We start from the raw sequence: 17,248 nt of genomic DNA, 5'->3' as shown, positions 1-17,248 counted from the left end.
AAACGATTATTGTCGACAGCGCCCAATGTTATTTACGGAATTTTCAGTTATATTTTTAACATGAAATGTGAGGAAACCGTACATACGGGAGGGAGAAGATGAAAAAAACAACGAACAATCGGCTCAGCAACAAAGATTTACTGCCTGTGGAGGAAGGAGAACGGACGTGGAAAGCGGTGAATTTTGCATCCATCTGGATGGGCTGTATTCATAACATCCCGACCTATGCGACTGTGGGCGGACTCATTGCGATCGGTCTTTCACCGTGGCAGGTGCTCGCCATTATCGTGACAGCGTCACTCATTTTGTTTGCCGCTATGGCTTTAAACGGGCATGCCGGTACGAAATACGGCCTCCCGTTTCCGGTCATCATCAGAGCTTCGTACGGGATATACGGCGCTAACATTCCGGCGCTTCTCAGGGCGTTTACGGCCATCATGTGGCTCGGAATTCAAACATTTGCCGGGAGCACGGCTTTACATATCCTGCTTCTGAATATATGGCCGGGCTGGGGGAGTCTCGGCGGAGATTGGAATTTGTTCGGACTTCATCTGCCGGGCTTTCTGTCGTTTATTTTCTTTTGGGGCATTCACCTGCTTGTGCTGCGGCACGGCATGGAATCGATCAAAAAATTTGAAGTGTGGGCGGGCCCGCTTGTTTATCTTGTATTCGGCGGAATGGTCTGGTGGGCGATAGATATTGCCGGCGGGCTTGGCCCGATTTACTCCCAGCCGGGAAAATTCCATACCTTTTCTGAAACGTTTTGGCCATTTGCAGCCGGAGTGACGGGCATTATCGGAATATGGGCGACGCTGATTCTGAATATCCCTGACTTCACCCGGTTCGCCGCGTCGCAAAAAGAACAGATTCGCGGTCAGTTTTACGGGCTGCCGGGAACGTTTGCGCTGTTTGCGTTTGCGAGCATTACAGTGACTTCCGGATCACAGGTGGCGTTCGGAGAACCGATTTGGGATGTGGTGGAGATTTTGGCCCGGTTTGATAATCCTTTCGTTATCGCTCTTTCAGTCATCACGCTCTGCATCGCCGCCGTTTCGGTTAACGTGGCGGCAAACATCGTGTCACCGGCTTATGACTTGGCGAATGCCCTGCCGAAATATATTACGTTCAAGAGAGGAGGGTACTTGACCGCCGTTTTGGCCCTGTTCACAATTCCGTGGAAGCTGATGGAAAGCGCCACAAATGTATATGCGTTTCTCGGACTCATCGGCGGGATGCTCGGACCGGTGGCCGGAGTGATGATGGCCGATTATTTTATTATCAGAAGAAGACAGCTTTCCGTTGATGACCTTTATTCGGAAAACGGACAGTACACCTATTACAAAGGCTATAATTACCGTGCATTTGCCGCGACCTTTCTCGGCGCATTTATTTCCTTAATCGGGATGTACGTCCCGGCGCTGGCCGGCATCTATGATATCTCCTGGTTTGCGGGTGTGCTTGTGTCATGTCTCGGATATACGACGCTTATGTACATTCATCCTCCTTATGCAAAATCAGCGGGGCGCATAGTGCGGGAAAGAGCGGCAGAATAAAAAAAGCCGGGGGCTGCACCCCGGCTTTTTGTCATATCAGTCTGCGATTGAAACATTTCCGTCCGCTTCAAGCGGCGTTCTTTTTTTCTGGCTCCAGCCATACAGAAGCAGGGCAATCAGGACGAACAGCCCCGCTGCCAGATAAATCGTATGGAATCCGGCGGAAGCGACAAAGAGGCCGAATACATAGGACCCGCCGGCAATCCCGCTGTCAAAGAATGTGAAGAAGGTAGCCGTTGCGAAGCCTGAACGGTGGCCGGGCGAGTTCTGAATCGCCAGCGTCTGCATACACGGTACGATAGAGCCGTAGCCAAGACCGATTACGGCGCCGGACAAGAGAAGCATGAGGGCGCTGTTTGTCATCGCCAGCATGCAAAGCCCCGCGGAGAACACGATAATCGACGGATAGATGACGATTCCAGGTCCCACTCTGTCAAACAGCTTTCCGGTGAAAGGACGGGCAGCCATCATCGTCACTGCGAAACAGACGAAGAAATAGCCGCTGACATCCAACAGATGGATCGTCTTTGCGTAAACGGATAAATATGACGTCACACTTGAATAACAGAAAGAAATGGACAACCCGACAATCGCGATTTTTAGCGCGCCTTTTTCAAACATATCGGAGAAAGAAAAACGGAAGACAGTCGTTCCGCTGTTGTTTTGATCCGGCACACGAATCATGAAAGCGATTAACAGGCCTAAAGAAACAAAAACGGCAAAAATCGTAAAGAAAACCGGGAATGAAATGACCTTCACAAGGCTCAGCCCGAGAAACGGACCGATCGCCATGGCAAGGTTCATAGACATTGCGAAATAACCGAGTCCCTCGCCGCGCCGCTTAACAGGTATAATGTCAGCGGCAATTGCGCCCGTGACCGTCGTTAAAATGCTGAACCAGATGCCCTGGAAGAAACGCAGTCCGAGCAGCAGATAAAAATTGTGTATCGGCAAATACAGATAAGAAGACAGGGCGAACAGCGCCAGAGAAATAATCGTCATTCTTTTTTTACCGAACCGTTCGATAATCGCCCCTGAAAATGGACGGGTAATAATAGCGGATAACAGGAACAGGCTGATCAAAAGCCCTCCTTGCGACTCACTGCCGCCAAGCTCCTGAATCATATAAATAGGCAGCACGGCCAAAAATGTATAAAAGAACACAAAGACAAATAAATTCACGAGTACGACCATTATAAAATCTTTGGTCCAGATCGAGTCAGATTTACTCAAAAGTACAGCACTTCCCTTTCTTTATGATTTCGTTAAAAACACATTCAGAAACTCAGAAAAAGCTTCTTTATCTCCATCTTGGAAATCCGCAAGCATGTCTTCCTCGAACTTCAGCATCTCTTGATTGATGCTGTCGTATTTCAATTCAGCTTCCTTCGTCAGGACGACGAGCTTTTCCCGCTTGTCTTCTCCCTGTTCCCGCTGAATCCAGCCGTTTTCTTCAAGGCGTTTGATCGTTCTGGTAACGGTCGGCGCCTCCACGTTCAAATAGGACCAGATTTCTTTTTGGGTCATCGGTCCGATCGTTTTTAAGCAATATAGGATTGACCATTGAGAGGAGTAAAGGCCGAATGGCTCCAGCCGTTCATTGGCTTTCTTCGTAATCAGGCGGGCGCATTGATTGATTTGATGAATGAGGCGTCTGTTGACGTGGATCATTTCCGTTCTCCTTTTCAAAAAAACTTACCTAAGTAACTAATCGCGCTTTTTTATTCTACAGCAGGATCGCGCGGATGTAAAGCCCACGTTCAAAAAGCAGAAAATTGTGATCCCGCCCCTTGTCCTTATTGAGTTTTTAGCATATTCCCAATTCATTGCTAATACACTGTTACAAACCTAACAAAGAGAGTGTTTGAGGTGAGGGATCGTGGGCATATTTCAAAAACCTTCTTATATAATCGGACAACGAAGAAGCGGCATCATCAGTGAATCTGTTACAGAATACGGATCTCATTTCACACTTCTCACATCCAACTGGGGAGGTCGAGTGGTGTGCACGATTACATCAAAGAGCGAACAATCAAGATTGGTAAGTATATCGTGGAGACGAAAAAAACCGTTCGTGTCATTGCGAAAGAGTTTGGTGTTTCCAAAAGTACCGTACACAAAGATCTGACAGAGCGCCTGCCTGAAATCAATCCTGACTTGGCGAATGAAGTAAAAGAAATACTCGATTATCATAAATCCATCAGGCACTTAAGAGGGGGAGAGGCGACGAAGTTAAAGTACAAAAAGGATGAAATTCTTGAAGGGGAGCCCGTTCAGCAGCCGTAGCGTCTGACGTCTGCCGGCCCCTTTTTTCTCCTCCGGGACGTTTCGCGAATATCCGCAAAATTTTGTCAAGAACTTATATGGTTCAGCAGCTTTTTTTTGATAAATTATGATAATATATATAATTAGGGCACAATGTGGATATTTTACTGTGAAACAGATATCAAGGAGGATATAAATAGATGTTTGCAAGGGATATTGGAATTGACCTCGGTACTGCAAATGTACTGATCCATGTAAAAGGAAAAGGAATTGTTCTGAATGAGCCTTCCGTTGTGGCGCTTGATAAAAACAGCGGCAAAGTGCTGGCGGTCGGCGAAGAAGCCAGACGAATGGTTGGACGTACACCTGGGAATATTGTTGCGATCCGTCCGCTGAAAGACGGCGTAATCGCAGACTTCGAAGTAACAGAAGCCATGCTGAAACACTTCATTAATAAGCTGAATGTAAAAGGACTTTTCTCAAAACCGCGCATGCTGATCTGCTGCCCGACGAATATTACGTCCGTTGAGCAAAAAGCGATTAAAGAAGCTGCTGAAAAAAGCGGCGGAAAGCATGTGTACCTTGAAGAAGAACCGAAAGTTGCCGCTATCGGCGCGGGTATGGAAATCTTCCAGCCAAGCGGTAACATGGTTGTTGACATCGGAGGCGGTACGACAGATATCGCAGTTATTTCTATGGGCGATATCGTCACCTCCTCCTCTATTAAGATGGCTGGGGACAAGTTTGACATGGAAATCTTAAATTATATCAAACGTGAGTACAAACTGCTGATCGGTGAACGTACCGCTGAAGATATTAAGGTGAAGGTCGCAACGGTTTTCCCAGACGCACGTCATGAAGAAATCACCATTCGCGGCCGTGACATGGTTTCCGGTCTGCCGAGAACAATTACAGTAAACAGCAAAGAAGTGGAAGAAGCCCTTCGTGAATCAGTTGCTGTCATTGTGCAGGCTGCTAAGCAGGTTCTCGAAAGAACACCGCCTGAATTGTCCGCTGACATCATCGACCGCGGCGTTATTATTACCGGCGGCGGAGCGCTGTTAAACGGACTTGACCAGCTTCTCGCTGAAGAGCTGAGGGTTCCTGTTCTTGTCGCTGAGAATCCGATGGATTGTGTTGCGGTCGGAACGGGCGTCATGCTTGATAACATGGACAAGCTTCCAAAACGCAAACTGAGCTGATCATAAAACCTCATTCTGAAAAAGAATGGGGTTTTTTTCTGTCAAACCCTTCACGAACGGGAAGGAAAATCCGATAATAAGAAAAAATGCTGATTTTCATTATAGAACAAATGTTCCGGTAAGGCAACCGGAAATAATGAGGTGGAAGACTTGTTAAAAGGATTATATACCGCAACGTCCGCAATGATTACACAGCAGAGAAGAACGGAAATGCTGTCAAATAATATCGCAAACGCGAACACATCGGGGTACAAAGAGGATCAAGGCTCGATCCGCGCTTTCCCTGAGATGCTCTTGAGCCGAATCGAAGGCGACAAAAAAACGAAAATCGGTTCCGTCAACACAGGCGTGTACATGCAGGAGCTGAAACCATTGTTCACGCAGGGAAGCCTGAAAACGACCGATCAGCCGACGGATATCGCGCTTATGGAAAATCAGGTTCCCAAGAATGCTGAAACGAACGAAAACGCCGAGCTGTTTTATCCCGTTCAGACCGCGGGAGGCGTGCGCTATTCAAAAAGCAGCACTTTCTCATTAAATCAAAACAATCAGCTTACGATAAACGGAAATCTTGTTTTATCAACAAACGGACAGCCGATTACCGTCGACAATGAAAAATTCACCGTATCAGAAAACGGAACGGTCACATCAAACGGCCGGCAGGCGGGGCGGATTGACATCAGAATGGAAGAAGACGTGCGCAATCTGAAACGGGACGGCAACGATTTATACAGCACGGCCGACGGCTCTGAACTGCCGAGTGCGGCGGCGAATCCCCAAGTTTCGTATTCATTAAAGCAAGGCGTCTCGGAGCTTTCAAACGTGGACGTGACGAGCACGTATACAGAAATGACGGAAGCATACAGATCATTTGAAGCCAATCAGAAAGTCATTCAGGCTTACGATAAAAGCATGGATAAAGCCGCAAATGAAATCGGCAAAGTGTAACAAAATGGGGGACGTTCAATTATGATGCTCAGATCAATGCTGGCGGCTTCAACAGCCTTAAATCAGCTTCAGCAGCAGATGGATACAGTCAGCAGCAACCTTTCAAACAGTGATACGACAGGCTATAAAGCGAGGGACTCCCGCTTTTCCGAGCTGATCAGGCAGCAGTATGATCAAATAGATGATAAAAAGGAAAATTCGCCGAACATGCGGAAAACACCGCCCGGCCTGCGTCTCGGCGCCGGAGCGATGATGACGCCGCAGCTGGATTCAGGGCAGGGAAGCATCAAAAAAACCGACCGTGACCTTGATATCGCGTTCACATCACCTTATCAATACCTCCAGGCAGAAGCGGGCGGACGGCGGGTGTATACAAGGGACGGCTCACTCACCCTCAAGCCGGCCGGCGGAAATGATCGGCTGCTTCAGCTCATGACAGCGGGAGGCAATCCCATTCTCGATGAGAACGGTCAGCCCATACAGATTGACAGTTCGCTGACTAAGCTGAAAATCAGCAAAACCGGAACTCTGACAGCTTCAGACCAGACAGGAACCCGTTCGCAGACTTTTAATCTCGGCATCGTTAATGTCAATAACCCTCAGGAGCTCCATGCGGAGGGGGATAATCTGTTTTCCGTAAACGGCACCGGGGCTTCAGCCATTGAAGAGCTTACCGGCGCAAAACGGCAGGAAATCGGCATGGAGCAGGGCGCGCTTGAAAATTCAAATGTCGATATGTCAAAGGAAATGACCGACTTAATCGTGTCTCAGCGTTCCTACCAGCTGAACAGCCGCACGATTACATTGGGAGACCAAATGCTGGGCTTAATCAACTCAGTCAGATAAAAGAAGGGGCGTTTTGATCAGCCGCGCATGATAAAAAATGCGGCTTTCTCAAAATCGCCCTTTTTTTTGTAGTAATCAGTAATATCCTGAAGCAGCACTTCTAAATCCACCCACGCTTCAATTTTTTGCAGCTCCAGCACAAGCTTCTGCAGCCGGTCGTACGGATCCTCCTGAGAGGTGTACAGTATGTTGAGCGCGGTCAGCTTCAGCTTCATGATGTTGTTCTGCACTTTGTCAGCTATGTATAATCCTATCTGAAGCACGGTTTGTCCTTCTGCGGCAGACCCGGTTTTAAAAAGTGACCTGACCGCTTCGTATACACAATGAAGATAGGAAACGGGAGACTCCTTCTCGAAAAGCTGATTGCCTAATACCTTTTTGTAAAAAGGGAGCGCCTCTTGATCTTTTTTCTGGGCGGTCTTTAAAAATCCAAAATTATAATAGGCGTGGCACAGCAGGTTATTGTCATTGATCCGATCCGTTATTTTTATGGATTCATTGAAGAGCTGTTCCGCGTCTTCATACCGTGCCTCGTCTATGTAGTTCACGGCGAGAAGCAGCTGGCAGCTGAGCACTTTTTTGATGTAGCCGAATTCATTTTGATAGATCTCCAGCGCTTTATTGACATATTGAATGGAAAGCGGAGACGACTTCATCATGTAATAAGCGCCCGCTGTTTTATAATAAAATTCAGCGGCTTCAAAACGGTCCTCGATGGCCGGCAGATACTGTTCAGCTTCTTTAAAGCGGCAGACCGCACGGTTCGGAGTGCCATTCACCATATGGAATAACCCTTTGAAAAAATAGAAATAATAAGTTAATTCATGATCCATCTCATCTTTGCGCCGCTTCAGCTCGCAGAACAGTTTATTCAGACCGTCTTTTTTCTCAAACAGCAGCTGGAACCGCGCGAAAAACAGCTGATATCTGAGTTTGAGCTTTGCATTCCTTTGTAATTTGGGGAGATGCTGATTGATTTGTTCGTGAAGGGAACGGGCTAGATCGAATTGGCGTTTTCCCATGGCGTCATACCACTCATTCAGCATCACCAGCGTGCGTTTTTCAGTAAACTTAGCAATCATCTTCCAACCTCTTTGCATAGGGTAAAAATCTTTATTTATCATAACACATTAATGGACGAGGCTCATTGCCAGCTGGTTACAGTTTACAGCGCAGTTGAAAAAGAAATTGATTCATAATATACTTCCAAATGTACAGATTGGTTACCGCATATACCTTCTATACATACTATTGTCGATGAAGGAGATGTCAAGGAATGCTTGATACTCAGCAAATTAAAGAAATTATTCCCCATCGCTATCCGTTTCTTCTGGTAGACAGAATTACGGAAGTCGAAGAAGGAAAACGGGCGGCGGGATATAAAAATGTTACGGCTAATGAAGACTTTTTTAACGGACATTTTCCTGAATACCCTGTGATGCCGGGCGTATTAATCGTGGAGGCTTTGGCGCAGGTCGGAGCGGTTGCGATGCTGATTAAAGAAGAAAACCGGGGCAGACTCGCATTTTTTGCGGGGATTGATAACTGCCGTTTCAAAAAGCAGGTAAAACCGGGTGACAAGCTGGAGCTTGAGGTTGATATTACCCGCGCACGCGGTACGATCGGACGCGGAAAAGGCGTTGCCAAAGTTGACGGCGAGCTCGTGTGTGAAGCTGAATTAACCTTTGCGCTCGGAGAATAAAAAAACAAATGGGCTTATTAAAAAAGCCCATTTTGTATAGAAAGGGGTGAATGTAATGTGGTCTGAATTTAAAAGCTTTGCGATGCGGGGCAATATCATGGATCTGGCAATCGGGGTTGTCATCGGCGGCGCTTTCGGGAAAATCGTGACGTCGCTCGTTGAAGATATCATCATGCCGCTTGTCGGTCTGCTTCTGGGCGGTCTTGATTTTTCTGGACTGGCCGTGACATTCGGCGACGCCCATATCAAGTACGGAAGCTTCATTCAAACCATTGTGAACTTCTTTATTATTTCATTTTCTATTTTTATCGTGATCCGCACAATAGGAAAGCTGAGACGTAAAAAAGAAGCAGAGGAAGAGGCGGAAGAAGCCGAAGAAACAGATCAGCAGACAGAGCTGCTGACTGAAATCAGAGATCTGCTGAAACAGCGGGCTCAATACAATGACTAGGATAGAAAAAAAGGCTGGATGATTAATGTCCGGCCTTTTTCATGATTACAATTTTTGTTTGAACGCTTCAATCAGCCGGCTGCCCGAGTAGCCTTCTTTCACGAGTGACTCAAGAATGCTTTCTGATCCGGGGTGATTTCTTGACACCATCTGACCGTAAATTAAAACTTGAATACTCTTTTCCAGCTCGACGATATTTTTGATGCTTCCCGACAGCTGGGCGGGACGGTTGCTTTTTTTCGTAATCGTTACAAACACCTTCGCTTCTTTCTGGCTTTTCATCAGCATGTCAAAAAAAGAAAAGTGCTCGGCCGGGACCAGAGCTTCAATTAACCAATGATTTTCACCGTCTTCTTTATTGATAATCAATCCGTCTAAAAGGGGAAACTGTTCAATCGGCTGATCGTCTTTATCTAAACGTTCCACATTCAGATCAACCAGTTTAAATGTTTTCATCTCTATTTTCACCCCTGTTGTCCATGTTTTTCGTTCATTTATTATAACACATCTTACTTTTTTCGGGAAAAAGCTGTAAGACATGCTTCATCATCTTTGTAGGCGGCCGACATTTAATCATTTCTATTTTTTCATTATAATGTAAAAGAATATGGTCATGGAGAGATGCTTATGAATCAATTGCGCCTGAAGGAAATCTATATAGAAGACGGCACAAGGCGGGAAGATCATTCCTACTTAGTATCCAAAAAGGAAGATTGTGAGGTGCATCTTAACAGAAGCGGGAATGTCGTTTTTTTATATGAAACAAAAGACCGCATGGAACAGTATAAAATTCAGCTTTCACTGTCTGATAAAAAGCTGAGTTTTTACTGGTTCGCATGGGATGGCGGAAAGTTTGTCCGCATGTTTGAGAAAGACTGGCTCAAAACGAAACTTTTCTCGCGGCTGCTCAAAAATACATATTACATAAGCGGTCAAAAGAAAAAGTTTTTTTTATCAGAAAGAAAAACGAAAACATAAGAGCGGCATAAACGGATAACGGTTTTTCCCGCTTTTTGCTTCCAGGGGCCCTTGTACTACAATGAAGCCAGCCGCGAAAAGAGAGGAGGACACGGCTTGTTTAACCACGTTATGCTTGTCGGACGGCTGACGAAAGATCCGGAGCTCCGTTTTACATCAGCGGGCATTCCCGTCGCTCATATTACCTTGGCGGTGAGCCGCAATTTTAAAAGCGCGTCGGGCGAAACCGGTGCTGACTTCGTCAACTGCACCATCTGGAGAAAAAACGCTGAAAACACGGCGCTGTACTGCCAAAAAGGGTCAATGGTCGGTGTTAGCGGCAGAATCCAGACGAGAAGCTATGAAAAGACAGACGGCGTAAAAGTCTATGTGACCGAGGTCATGGCTGATACCGTTCGGTTTATGGATCAAAAACGGAAAGAGCCGCTGGCTGAATAGCATGCTTTTTTCCTCTATCTCCCGCCTTTTTGCGGGCCCCGCAATACCCCCTCCCCATCCGCCAGTCGAAAGACTGGTTTTTTTGTACGGGGACTAAAAAATGGTTAAAAAGAAGTGATTTCACTTATAAACACTTAAAAACATTGAATATATTGAAATGAAAACTTATAATTACTTACAGATAAGTGACGAAAAAAGGAATGAGGACGTGTATCAAGAAGAAAGACTGATTGCGATAATGGAATATTTGAAACAGCATCGGCGGATCACCGCGGAACAGATCTGTTCGCTGCTTCATATTTCAAGAGACACCGCAAGACGGGACCTTGTAAAGCTGAAAGAGCGCGGGGCGATTATCAGAACACGGGGCGGCGCGATTCTGCCGTCTGTGCATCAGGAAGTGCCGGGCTATTCGGGCCGGCTGCTAACCGTTTCTGAAGAGAAAAACAAAATCGGCAAGCTGGCCGCCTCCCTGATCCATAAAGGAGACCGGATCATTCTGGATACCTCCACAACCGTTCAGGCCTGCGCCGAACATTTAAATGTCACCGACTGCACTGTTATTACAAATTCGATCAATCAGGCCGATATCCTTTCTGCAAAAGAGGGAATTGATATTCATCTGCTCGGCGGAAAGCTCCAAAAGGAACATCGGTTTTTATACGGTGCTTCTGTCGTAGAAAAACTGGGGGATTATCACGCCGACAAGGTGCTGATCGGCGTTGTCGGCATCTCGGAAAACGGTCTGACGATACCGCATGAAGAGGACGGTATGGTGAAACGTAAAATGATCCGCCAGGCGGAACAGGTGATTGCGCTGAGCGATCATTCCAAACTTGGCCGTACGAGTTTTTATCAATATGCAGAACTGCACGAGATTGATCTGCTTATTACCGATCGGCTGCCCGATCAGGATTTTTGCGACCTGCTCGACCGGCACGGCGTAGAATTGCTTGTAACTGAATCTGAAGAAGAGGATGAGGACATGTGAAACTGATAGCCATAGATCTGGACGGCACACTGCTGAACAGCAGCCATCAAGTGAGCGATGAAAACGAGCGGGCTTTAAGGGAAGCCCGGCAAGCCGGAATTGAAATTGTGGTCTCTACGGGGCGCGCGCATTTTGACGTGCACTCCATATTCGAACCGCTCGGCATAAAAACCTGGGTCATCAGCGCAAACGGAGCCGCCATTCACGCTCCTGATGGCAGCCTGTACCATTGTGAGGCGATTGAAGAAACAAGAGCGCGGGGCATTTTGTCTTGGCTTGAAGAGAATCAATATTACTATGAGGTGTTTACAAACAAAGCCATCTATACGCCTGAAACGGGCAGGCAGCTGCTCGAAATCGAAATGGACCGGGTGAAAAGCGCCAATCCGGATACCGATCTTTCTATTTTGGAGCAGGCGGCTTCAGTTCAATTCAGTCAGTCCGGTTTTGCTTACATTCGATCATATCGTGAGCTCTTTGAGAAAGAAGAGCGCCTGGATTTTTACAATATTCTCGGCTTTTCGTTTGATGAGCGGAAGCTGAAAGCGGGCTGGGAACGATTCAGCGATCAGAAAGATATCACCCTTGTCAGCTCTGCCGATCACAATTTTGAACTGTCAGCGCGAAATGCCTCTAAAGGGCAGGCGCTTAAACGGCTGGCGCAAAAGCTCGGCATTCCGATGGCTGAAACCGCCGCGGTCGGGGACAGCTTAAATGACTACTCAATGCTTCAGGCGGCCGGAAAAGGCATAGCGATGGGAAATGCGAGAGAAGATATTAAAGAGATCGCAGACGCCGTTACATTGACAAATGATCAAAACGGCGTTGCACATATGATCAGGAATTTACTGTAAAAGATTTGGCGATACTGTTCATGACTGGCGTGACGCATTCATGGCAAATGCGGCGTAACAGTAAGGACGACATAAAATACCGGCTCTGCAAAGAGAGCCGGTATTTTTACGTTCAATGTGATTGCGCCGATGCGCTGAGGGTGAATAATTCTTCAAGCTCCTCGGATGACAGCTCGGTAATCCAATTCTCACTTTGGATAATCTGATCGTTCAGCGTTTGTTTCGTTTCGAGCATGGCGTCAATTTTTTCTTCAATCGTTCCCGTCGTAATTAATTTGTGAACGTGGACGAACCGCTCCTGGCCGATTCGGTAGGCGCGGTCGGTCGCCTGGTTTTCCACAGCAGGATTCCACCATCTGTCATAGTGAATGACGTGATTGGCAGCGGTGAGGTTCAGGCCGGTTCCGCCCGCTTTCAGTGACAAAATCAAGGTCGGGTATTCTTTCTTCTGGAACCGCTCCACGAGAGAATCGCGTTCCTGCTTGGACAGGCTTCCGTTTAAAAACTGAACCGGTTCTCCGAATGTTTTTTCCAGAAGGCGTTTCATCATGTTGCCCATCTGAATGTATTGGGTGAATATGAGGCAGCTTTCTCCCTGGCCGCGGATCGCCGCCATTAAGTCCAGCAGCTTTTCCAGTTTGACCGATCTCCCGTTTAACAGCTCTGTCTGTTCTTCCTTTAAATAGAGCGCGGGATGGTCGCATATTTGCTTCAAACGGCCGAGCATGCTCAGAATCAGCGCTTTCCGCTGCATGCCGGTCAGAGAAGCCATATGTTCAAATGTATCTTTGACAAGCTGCTCATAAAGGGATGCCTGTTCGGCTGAGAGCGGGATGAACTCTTTTTCTTCAAGCTTGTCAGGGAGATTAAGCGCCACGTCTTCATCCCGTTTTGTCCGGCGCAGTAAAAACGGCCGGATTAACTGCTGAAGCTGGCTGATTCTTTTTTCGTCCCGGTCCTTTTCGATCGGCAGCACATAGCGTTTATGAAAGCCTGTCAGACTGCCGAGATAGCCTTTGTTCATAAAATCAAAGATCGACCAAAGCTCTGTCAGGCGGTTTTCCATCGGTGTTCCGCTCAGCGCGATATGATGCACGCCTTTCAGCTTTCTGATCGCGCGGGACTGTTTCGTATGCGCGTTTTTAATATTTTGCGCTTCATCAAGGCAGATGGTGCTCCATGTCACGGAAGAAAGCTCTTCCTGATCGGCGTGTGAGAGTCCGTAAGAAGTAAGCACGACATCCGCATCCTGATAGGCGGGGACAAATGCTTCTTCCTTCGGCCGGCGGGGGCCGTAATGGAGCACGGCCTTCAGCTGCGGCGCAAAGGTTTGGAGCTCACGCTGCCAGTTGCCGAGCACCGATGTCGGCGCAATGATTAAGGCAGGCGCTTTTTGCCGTCCGCTCTCTTTCACATGGAGAAAATAGGCGATCATCTGAATCGTCTTTCCAAGTCCCATGTCATCTGCGAGACAGGCGCCGAAACCGTTCTCCCGTAAAAACAGAAGCCAGTTCATGCCGTACATCTGATAAGGGCGGAGCGTGCCTTGAAAAGCGGCGCTGACTTCATGCTCCGGCAGGTCCCGGGCATCCGCCAGTTTGCGGATCAGGCTTCTGAGCTGTTTTGATAATTCGATCTTGATCCCGGCAAATGCCGATGAGTCAATGATGTCCGTGTCCTCGCCGCCATCTTCATTCTGATCCATCAGCTCACGCGCCAATACATCGGACATATGAAGGCCTTCTGATTCCGCTTTTTCCATCAGTTTTTTCATCTGTTTAATAAATTGCGGATCAATTTTCACCCATTGACCGCGGATGTTGACGAGACGCCTGTTGTTTGCGACAAGCTCATTGAATTCATCCTCTGACAGCTCAATTCCGTTTGTGGCGAATCTCCAGTTGAAATCAAGCAGGGCGTTCATGCCGACGAAGGATTCGCCCCGCGGTGAGGAAGACACTTTTGCCTTGAGCATCATATTGCTGTCCCGGACAATCTGCCACCATGATGGGAGAAGAATCTCCACGCCCATATCGACAAGGGTCTCACTTGCTTCCGATAAGAAGATCCATGCCTCTTCTTCAGAAATCAGCGTCGTTCCCGAATCAAACGAAAGCCAGGGAACCGTTCTGCGGAAGCGGTCCTGCTCGCGCGCGATTTTTCCGCTGTATGCCTGCCACGCTTTTTTCAGTCCCTTCAGTCCGTCGAAAAAGGTGATGGCGCCAGTTTTTTTCTCACGTAAAAACATTTCGATTTTCCAGTCGTCGCCATCGAAATCAGGCTCGTTTAATCGCAGGCCGACGGAAAACGGCGTCAGATCGTCATGCCAGCCGATTCCTTCGAGAAAATCATCTTCATCCAAAAAGGAGCCTTTAAATGTATGAACGGCCGGCGAACGGGTTTCGATATGCTGCCATTTTTCGTGCAGGTCATCATTGTACTGGATGTAGTCTTGTACCGCGGCCGAGAACCAGTCTGCCGTAAATCCTTCCAGCAACAGTTCGCGGTCTTTGAAGCGCAGGATGCCATTTTGCCAAGCCTCATAATCCGGAAGAAAATCGCCGTCGGCAATAAATTCGTATATCGTCGAAGCCGCTTCAATTAATGGCTCCGTTTCCTTTGTCAGCTGCACGGTGCTGAATGAATTGAACGAGTTTTTTCCGAGCAGCTCGACGGTCATCCACGGGCTGAGCAGAGCGGCCGGAGTGCCGATGAAGCTGACGTCTTCAAGAAACGTTCCGTAAAAGGTGGACTCATGCCATTGGAACAAATGAGTCTTCATCTGACTGAGAGTGAGCGGCTGCTCTTTCTCATCATGGCTTGACAGCGTAAATGTCCAATCTTCCATTTGTTCTACATGAATGAAAATTTCCTTAAGACTCGCCATCAATCAACTTTCCTTTCTGCAATTCTTCTTGAAGGGCGCGCAGCCTCTTGTAGCTTGCGCTCAGCTGGCTGATATACCGCTCCCATACCTGCTGTTTTTTTGCCTTTTTATACAGCGTCCGCAGTTTTTTCAAATGGCGCGCAGCCTCTTTATAGGCGCTGCGGTTTTTTTGGTCGATAAAAAAGGCCGCAGCCCGGTGATAGGAGGGAATGAGGGCTTCCGGATCGCTGGCGGCAATTTCTTTCAGGATGTCCTTTTCGATTTCCCAGACGGAAAAACCGACGAGGCTGTGAATCTCCACCCATTCCGCGTACCGCCGTTTTTCGTACAGATACTGGCTGTATTCAGTAAAGGTATAGGGAAGGCAGCCGGAAGCAAACCGTTCAAACAGCTGATCATCGCGTGACTGCCGCGCATAATCTGCCAGCAGCACAAACAGCTCTCCGATAATGTCGCGCATTTCTTTAAACGGCTTATCAAGCTTCGTATAGTTCACGGCAAGAGGTTCGATCTGACCATACCATGTCTTCAGCCGTTTCCAGTCTTTTTTCGCGGTGAGCTCACCGAGCCATTGAAAGGTATACGGCAGCGCCTCAGGAGGGAAGCGGGACATATCTTCAAAGACCGCTGTATCATCTTTTTGCAAAAAGGCCAAATGAAGCCGTCCGAACCGCAATTCCGGCGAAAAACGGCGTCGGCTTTCCTGTGCGAGAATCTCCTGTTCACGCGCGATCCATTTCGGCCGATTCAAAAGCGCGCTCCACATTTCGCCGAATACTCGGAGGCGTTCGTATTGAAAAAGCTCTTCTTTCAACAGCAGCTTGCGGAGCACCGGGGGCGTCCGGTCCAAAAAGGGATCAAGCGAGAAAGACAACGCGTACGTTTTCAGTCTGTCAATGGAGGAGTAAATCGTATCCATCAGCTGTTCCACATATGGATTGATGCTGTAATAATCTTTTTCGGCATCCAATCTGCCTGACTCAATCAAAGTAAACATGTGAAGCCAGACGGCAAGCGCCGAATGAATCTGATATAAGCTTTTGAGCTCAGGTTTTTTCGGGGCGTGTTTTTTGAGCGCAGACAAATAGCCGTAATATAGCCCCTGCATCGTCTGGCTTCCGGCCGGCGTCCGCGCTTCCCACAGCGAGAATTCCGAATCAAAAAAAGCGAGCCAGCTTGACAGCGACTCTTCATTCGGCAGCATTTTTTCCTGAAACTGCCGGCGGACAAGCTCCCTGCTTTCCTCAAGCTTTTCTCTTTCAAGCCAATGCTCGGTAAAGGAACCGACCCGGTCAAATTGGGCATATACGTAAAGAAAAACGGCCAGCACGTGGCGGCAGATCGTCTCAGACGGGCATGCGCAGCCGCTTTTCACCATGAAAAATAAGTTCAGCGTGACCCTTACAGGCACAACATCCTGCACATATGCGGAAATCTCTGTCGGGGTTTGAACCTGTATACGATAGACGGAATCCTGCCGATATAAAATGAGTGCCTTCTTCATCAGCTGAACATTGTCTTCATTGTAAGGAAGAAGTTCTTTAAGCTGTTCAGCCGCTGCGAGCACATCTTCTTTAGCAATCATATTCTGAAGCATGATTATCGCTCCTAACGAGTCACAAAATAAAAAGATTCCAATTCCTCTATTATATCGCAACACATGATTCGGAAAAAGTTTTTCCTAAAAAAGGACATAAAAACCCGAGTGTGTCGAATGATGTATTAGAGATTGCAAAACAGCACCCGACAGCATATAATAATCTTGTTTTCAATTTAATGGAAGCCGAAAGGAAACGAATGATGAAGAAAACGAAGTTAGATCAAGAGGAGTTTCTGAAGATTTTAATGCATGCGCACGACATCGGTGAGCAGTCCTCTGAGATGACCACAAAAGAAATGCTTGAGAATTTGATTTCTCATATTAAAAATGGATATGCAACATAAAATCCCGCGGGCTCTTTACCGCGGGATTTTTTATTGCCCCTGTAAAACCAGTGTATAAAACGCTTACAAAAATAAACCGAATAGAAGTGTTTGTCTATTTTTGTCGAATATTGTCATTTGAAAAGGCTAGAAATGACAGTTCAAAGCTGTATAATCGTAATTGGAAAAGTTCATTGGAGGGAATAGGAA

At 47.3% G+C, this 17,248-nt stretch carries 18 protein-coding genes; 12 read left to right on the top strand and 6 right to left on the bottom strand.

Annotated features, from left to right (window positions below):
- Positions 1-98 precede the first annotated feature (98 nt).
- Positions 99-1,553, top strand: a complete 1,455-nt coding sequence (locus MHH91_RS18480; RefSeq protein WP_013353879.1) for an NCS1 family nucleobase:cation symporter-1 — start codon at positions 99-101, stop codon at positions 1,551-1,553.
- Positions 1,554-1,589: 36 nt separating this feature from the next.
- Here MHH91_RS18480 and MHH91_RS18475 read toward each other — a convergent pair whose 3' ends face one another.
- Together MHH91_RS18475 and MHH91_RS18470 are read right to left on the bottom strand one after the other, a co-directional pair.
- Positions 1,590-2,786: an MFS transporter gene (locus MHH91_RS18475; protein WP_013353878.1), complete on the bottom strand. Its 1,197-nt coding sequence runs from the start codon at positions 2,784-2,786 to the stop codon at positions 1,590-1,592.
- A gap of 21 nt (positions 2,787-2,807) precedes the next feature.
- A complete protein-coding gene (locus MHH91_RS18470) occupies positions 2,808-3,224 on the bottom strand; it encodes a MarR family winged helix-turn-helix transcriptional regulator (protein ID WP_013353877.1) in 417 nt (138 codons plus the stop codon).
- Positions 3,225-3,557: 333 nt separating this feature from the next.
- Here MHH91_RS18470 and spoIIID point away from each other — a divergent pair, with 333 nt between their 5' ends.
- The 4 genes from spoIIID (at position 3,558) to MHH91_RS18450 (ending at position 6,814) form a co-directional block, all read left to right on the top strand.
- Complete coding sequence (spoIIID, locus tag MHH91_RS18465) at positions 3,558-3,839, top strand: sporulation transcriptional regulator SpoIIID (protein ID WP_003151236.1); 282 nt, start codon at positions 3,558-3,560, stop codon at positions 3,837-3,839.
- 179 nt (positions 3,840-4,018) lie between these two features.
- Positions 4,019-5,020 carry a cell shape-determining protein Mbl gene (gene mbl / locus MHH91_RS18460; RefSeq protein ID WP_003151237.1) on the top strand — a complete coding sequence of 334 codons (1,002 nt, stop codon included), beginning with the start codon at positions 4,019-4,021 and terminating at the stop codon, positions 5,018-5,020.
- Between the two features lie 150 nt (positions 5,021-5,170).
- Positions 5,171-5,968, top strand: a complete 798-nt coding sequence (locus MHH91_RS18455; protein WP_013353876.1) for a flagellar hook-basal body protein — start codon at positions 5,171-5,173, stop codon at positions 5,966-5,968.
- Between the two features lie 24 nt (positions 5,969-5,992).
- Positions 5,993-6,814, top strand: a complete 822-nt coding sequence (locus tag MHH91_RS18450; protein ID WP_013353875.1) for a flagellar hook-basal body protein — start codon at positions 5,993-5,995, stop codon at positions 6,812-6,814.
- A gap of 17 nt (positions 6,815-6,831) precedes the next feature.
- Here MHH91_RS18450 and MHH91_RS18445 read toward each other — a convergent pair whose 3' ends face one another.
- A complete protein-coding gene (locus tag MHH91_RS18445; RefSeq protein WP_014472331.1) occupies positions 6,832-7,896 on the bottom strand; it encodes a tetratricopeptide repeat protein in 1,065 nt (354 codons plus the stop codon).
- 194 nt (positions 7,897-8,090) lie between these two features.
- Here MHH91_RS18445 and fabZ point away from each other — a divergent pair, with 194 nt between their 5' ends.
- Entirely contained in the window at positions 8,091-8,516 is a 426-nt protein-coding gene (gene fabZ / locus MHH91_RS18440; protein ID WP_003151242.1) for a 3-hydroxyacyl-ACP dehydratase FabZ, read from the top strand.
- 55 nt (positions 8,517-8,571) lie between these two features.
- Positions 8,572-8,967, top strand: coding sequence for a large conductance mechanosensitive channel protein MscL (gene mscL, locus MHH91_RS18435; protein ID WP_013353873.1), 396 nt, complete (start codon positions 8,572-8,574; stop codon positions 8,965-8,967).
- A gap of 45 nt (positions 8,968-9,012) precedes the next feature.
- Here the strand turns inward: mscL and MHH91_RS18430 are convergent, their stop codons facing one another.
- Positions 9,013-9,423: a YwpF-like family protein gene (locus MHH91_RS18430; RefSeq protein WP_013353872.1), complete on the bottom strand. Its 411-nt coding sequence runs from the start codon at positions 9,421-9,423 to the stop codon at positions 9,013-9,015.
- 171 nt (positions 9,424-9,594) lie between these two features.
- On the opposite strand from MHH91_RS18430, the gene MHH91_RS18425 reads away from it, so the two are divergent.
- The 4 genes from MHH91_RS18425 to MHH91_RS18410 all read left to right on the top strand — a co-directional run bounded on the left by MHH91_RS18425 (position 9,595) and on the right by MHH91_RS18410 (position 12,228).
- Positions 9,595-9,945 carry a hypothetical protein gene (locus tag MHH91_RS18425; protein ID WP_013353871.1) on the top strand — a complete coding sequence of 117 codons (351 nt, stop codon included), beginning with the start codon at positions 9,595-9,597 and terminating at the stop codon, positions 9,943-9,945.
- Between the two features lie 96 nt (positions 9,946-10,041).
- A complete protein-coding gene (ssb, locus tag MHH91_RS18420; protein WP_013353870.1) occupies positions 10,042-10,383 on the top strand; it encodes a single-stranded DNA-binding protein in 342 nt (113 codons plus the stop codon).
- 208 nt (positions 10,384-10,591) lie between these two features.
- Positions 10,592-11,374, top strand: a complete 783-nt coding sequence (locus MHH91_RS18415) for a DeoR/GlpR family DNA-binding transcription regulator (protein ID WP_013353869.1) — start codon at positions 10,592-10,594, stop codon at positions 11,372-11,374.
- Positions 11,371-12,228: a Cof-type HAD-IIB family hydrolase gene (locus tag MHH91_RS18410; RefSeq protein ID WP_014471137.1), complete on the top strand. Its 858-nt coding sequence runs from the start codon at positions 11,371-11,373 to the stop codon at positions 12,226-12,228. Before MHH91_RS18415 ends, MHH91_RS18410 begins: the two co-directional genes overlap by 4 nt.
- A gap of 112 nt (positions 12,229-12,340) precedes the next feature.
- Here the strand turns inward: MHH91_RS18410 and MHH91_RS18405 are convergent, their stop codons facing one another.
- Together MHH91_RS18405 and MHH91_RS18400 are read right to left on the bottom strand one after the other, a co-directional pair.
- The gene (locus MHH91_RS18405; protein ID WP_014471136.1) at positions 12,341-15,115 is read right to left on the bottom strand and encodes a DEAD/DEAH box helicase; all 2,775 of its coding nucleotides are present in this window, start codon (positions 15,113-15,115) and stop codon (positions 12,341-12,343) included.
- Positions 15,102-16,712, bottom strand: coding sequence for an SWIM zinc finger family protein (locus MHH91_RS18400; RefSeq protein WP_014471135.1), 1,611 nt, complete (start codon positions 16,710-16,712; stop codon positions 15,102-15,104). Before MHH91_RS18400 ends, MHH91_RS18405 begins: the two co-directional genes overlap by 14 nt.
- A 203-nt stretch (positions 16,713-16,915) precedes the next feature.
- Here MHH91_RS18400 and MHH91_RS18395 point away from each other — a divergent pair, with 203 nt between their 5' ends.
- Positions 16,916-17,059 (top strand): hypothetical protein, encoded by a 144-nt coding sequence (locus tag MHH91_RS18395; RefSeq protein ID WP_014471134.1) that lies wholly within the window; start codon positions 16,916-16,918, stop codon positions 17,057-17,059.
- The last annotated feature ends 189 nt before the right edge of the window (positions 17,060-17,248 follow it).

Source organism: Bacillus sp. FSL K6-2819 (assembly GCF_038008305.1).
Classification (GTDB): domain Bacteria; phylum Bacillota; class Bacilli; order Bacillales; family Bacillaceae; genus Bacillus; species Bacillus amyloliquefaciens.
The sequence above is the reverse complement of the archived record's forward strand: the minus strand, read 5'-3'. Positions and strand labels throughout refer to the sequence as shown.

Bases quoted from the DNA above. Each gene is read 5' to 3' on its own strand.
- MHH91_RS18480 (WP_013353879.1), top strand. From the start codon at position 99: ATGAAAAAAACAACGAACAATCGGCTCAGCAACAAAGATTTACTGCCT.
- MHH91_RS18470 (WP_013353877.1), bottom strand. From the start codon at position 3,224: ATGATCCACGTCAACAGACGCCTCATTCATCAAATCAATCAATGCGCC.
- mbl (WP_003151237.1), top strand. From the start codon at position 4,019: ATGTTTGCAAGGGATATTGGAATTGACCTCGGTACTGCAAATGTACTG.
- MHH91_RS18450 (WP_013353875.1), top strand. From the start codon at position 5,993: ATGCTCAGATCAATGCTGGCGGCTTCAACAGCCTTAAATCAGCTTCAG.
- MHH91_RS18445 (WP_014472331.1), bottom strand. From the start codon at position 7,896: ATGATTGCTAAGTTTACTGAAAAACGCACGCTGGTGATGCTGAATGAG.
- fabZ (WP_003151242.1), top strand. From the start codon at position 8,091: ATGCTTGATACTCAGCAAATTAAAGAAATTATTCCCCATCGCTATCCG.
- mscL (WP_013353873.1), top strand. From the start codon at position 8,572: ATGTGGTCTGAATTTAAAAGCTTTGCGATGCGGGGCAATATCATGGAT.
- MHH91_RS18430 (WP_013353872.1), bottom strand. From the start codon at position 9,423: ATGAAAACATTTAAACTGGTTGATCTGAATGTGGAACGTTTAGATAAA.
- MHH91_RS18425 (WP_013353871.1), top strand. From the start codon at position 9,595: ATGAATCAATTGCGCCTGAAGGAAATCTATATAGAAGACGGCACAAGG.
- MHH91_RS18405 (WP_014471136.1), bottom strand. From the start codon at position 15,115: ATGGCGAGTCTTAAGGAAATTTTCATTCATGTAGAACAAATGGAAGAT.
- MHH91_RS18400 (WP_014471135.1), bottom strand. From the start codon at position 16,712: ATGCTTCAGAATATGATTGCTAAAGAAGATGTGCTCGCAGCGGCTGAA.
- MHH91_RS18395 (WP_014471134.1), top strand. From the start codon at position 16,916: ATGAAGAAAACGAAGTTAGATCAAGAGGAGTTTCTGAAGATTTTAATG.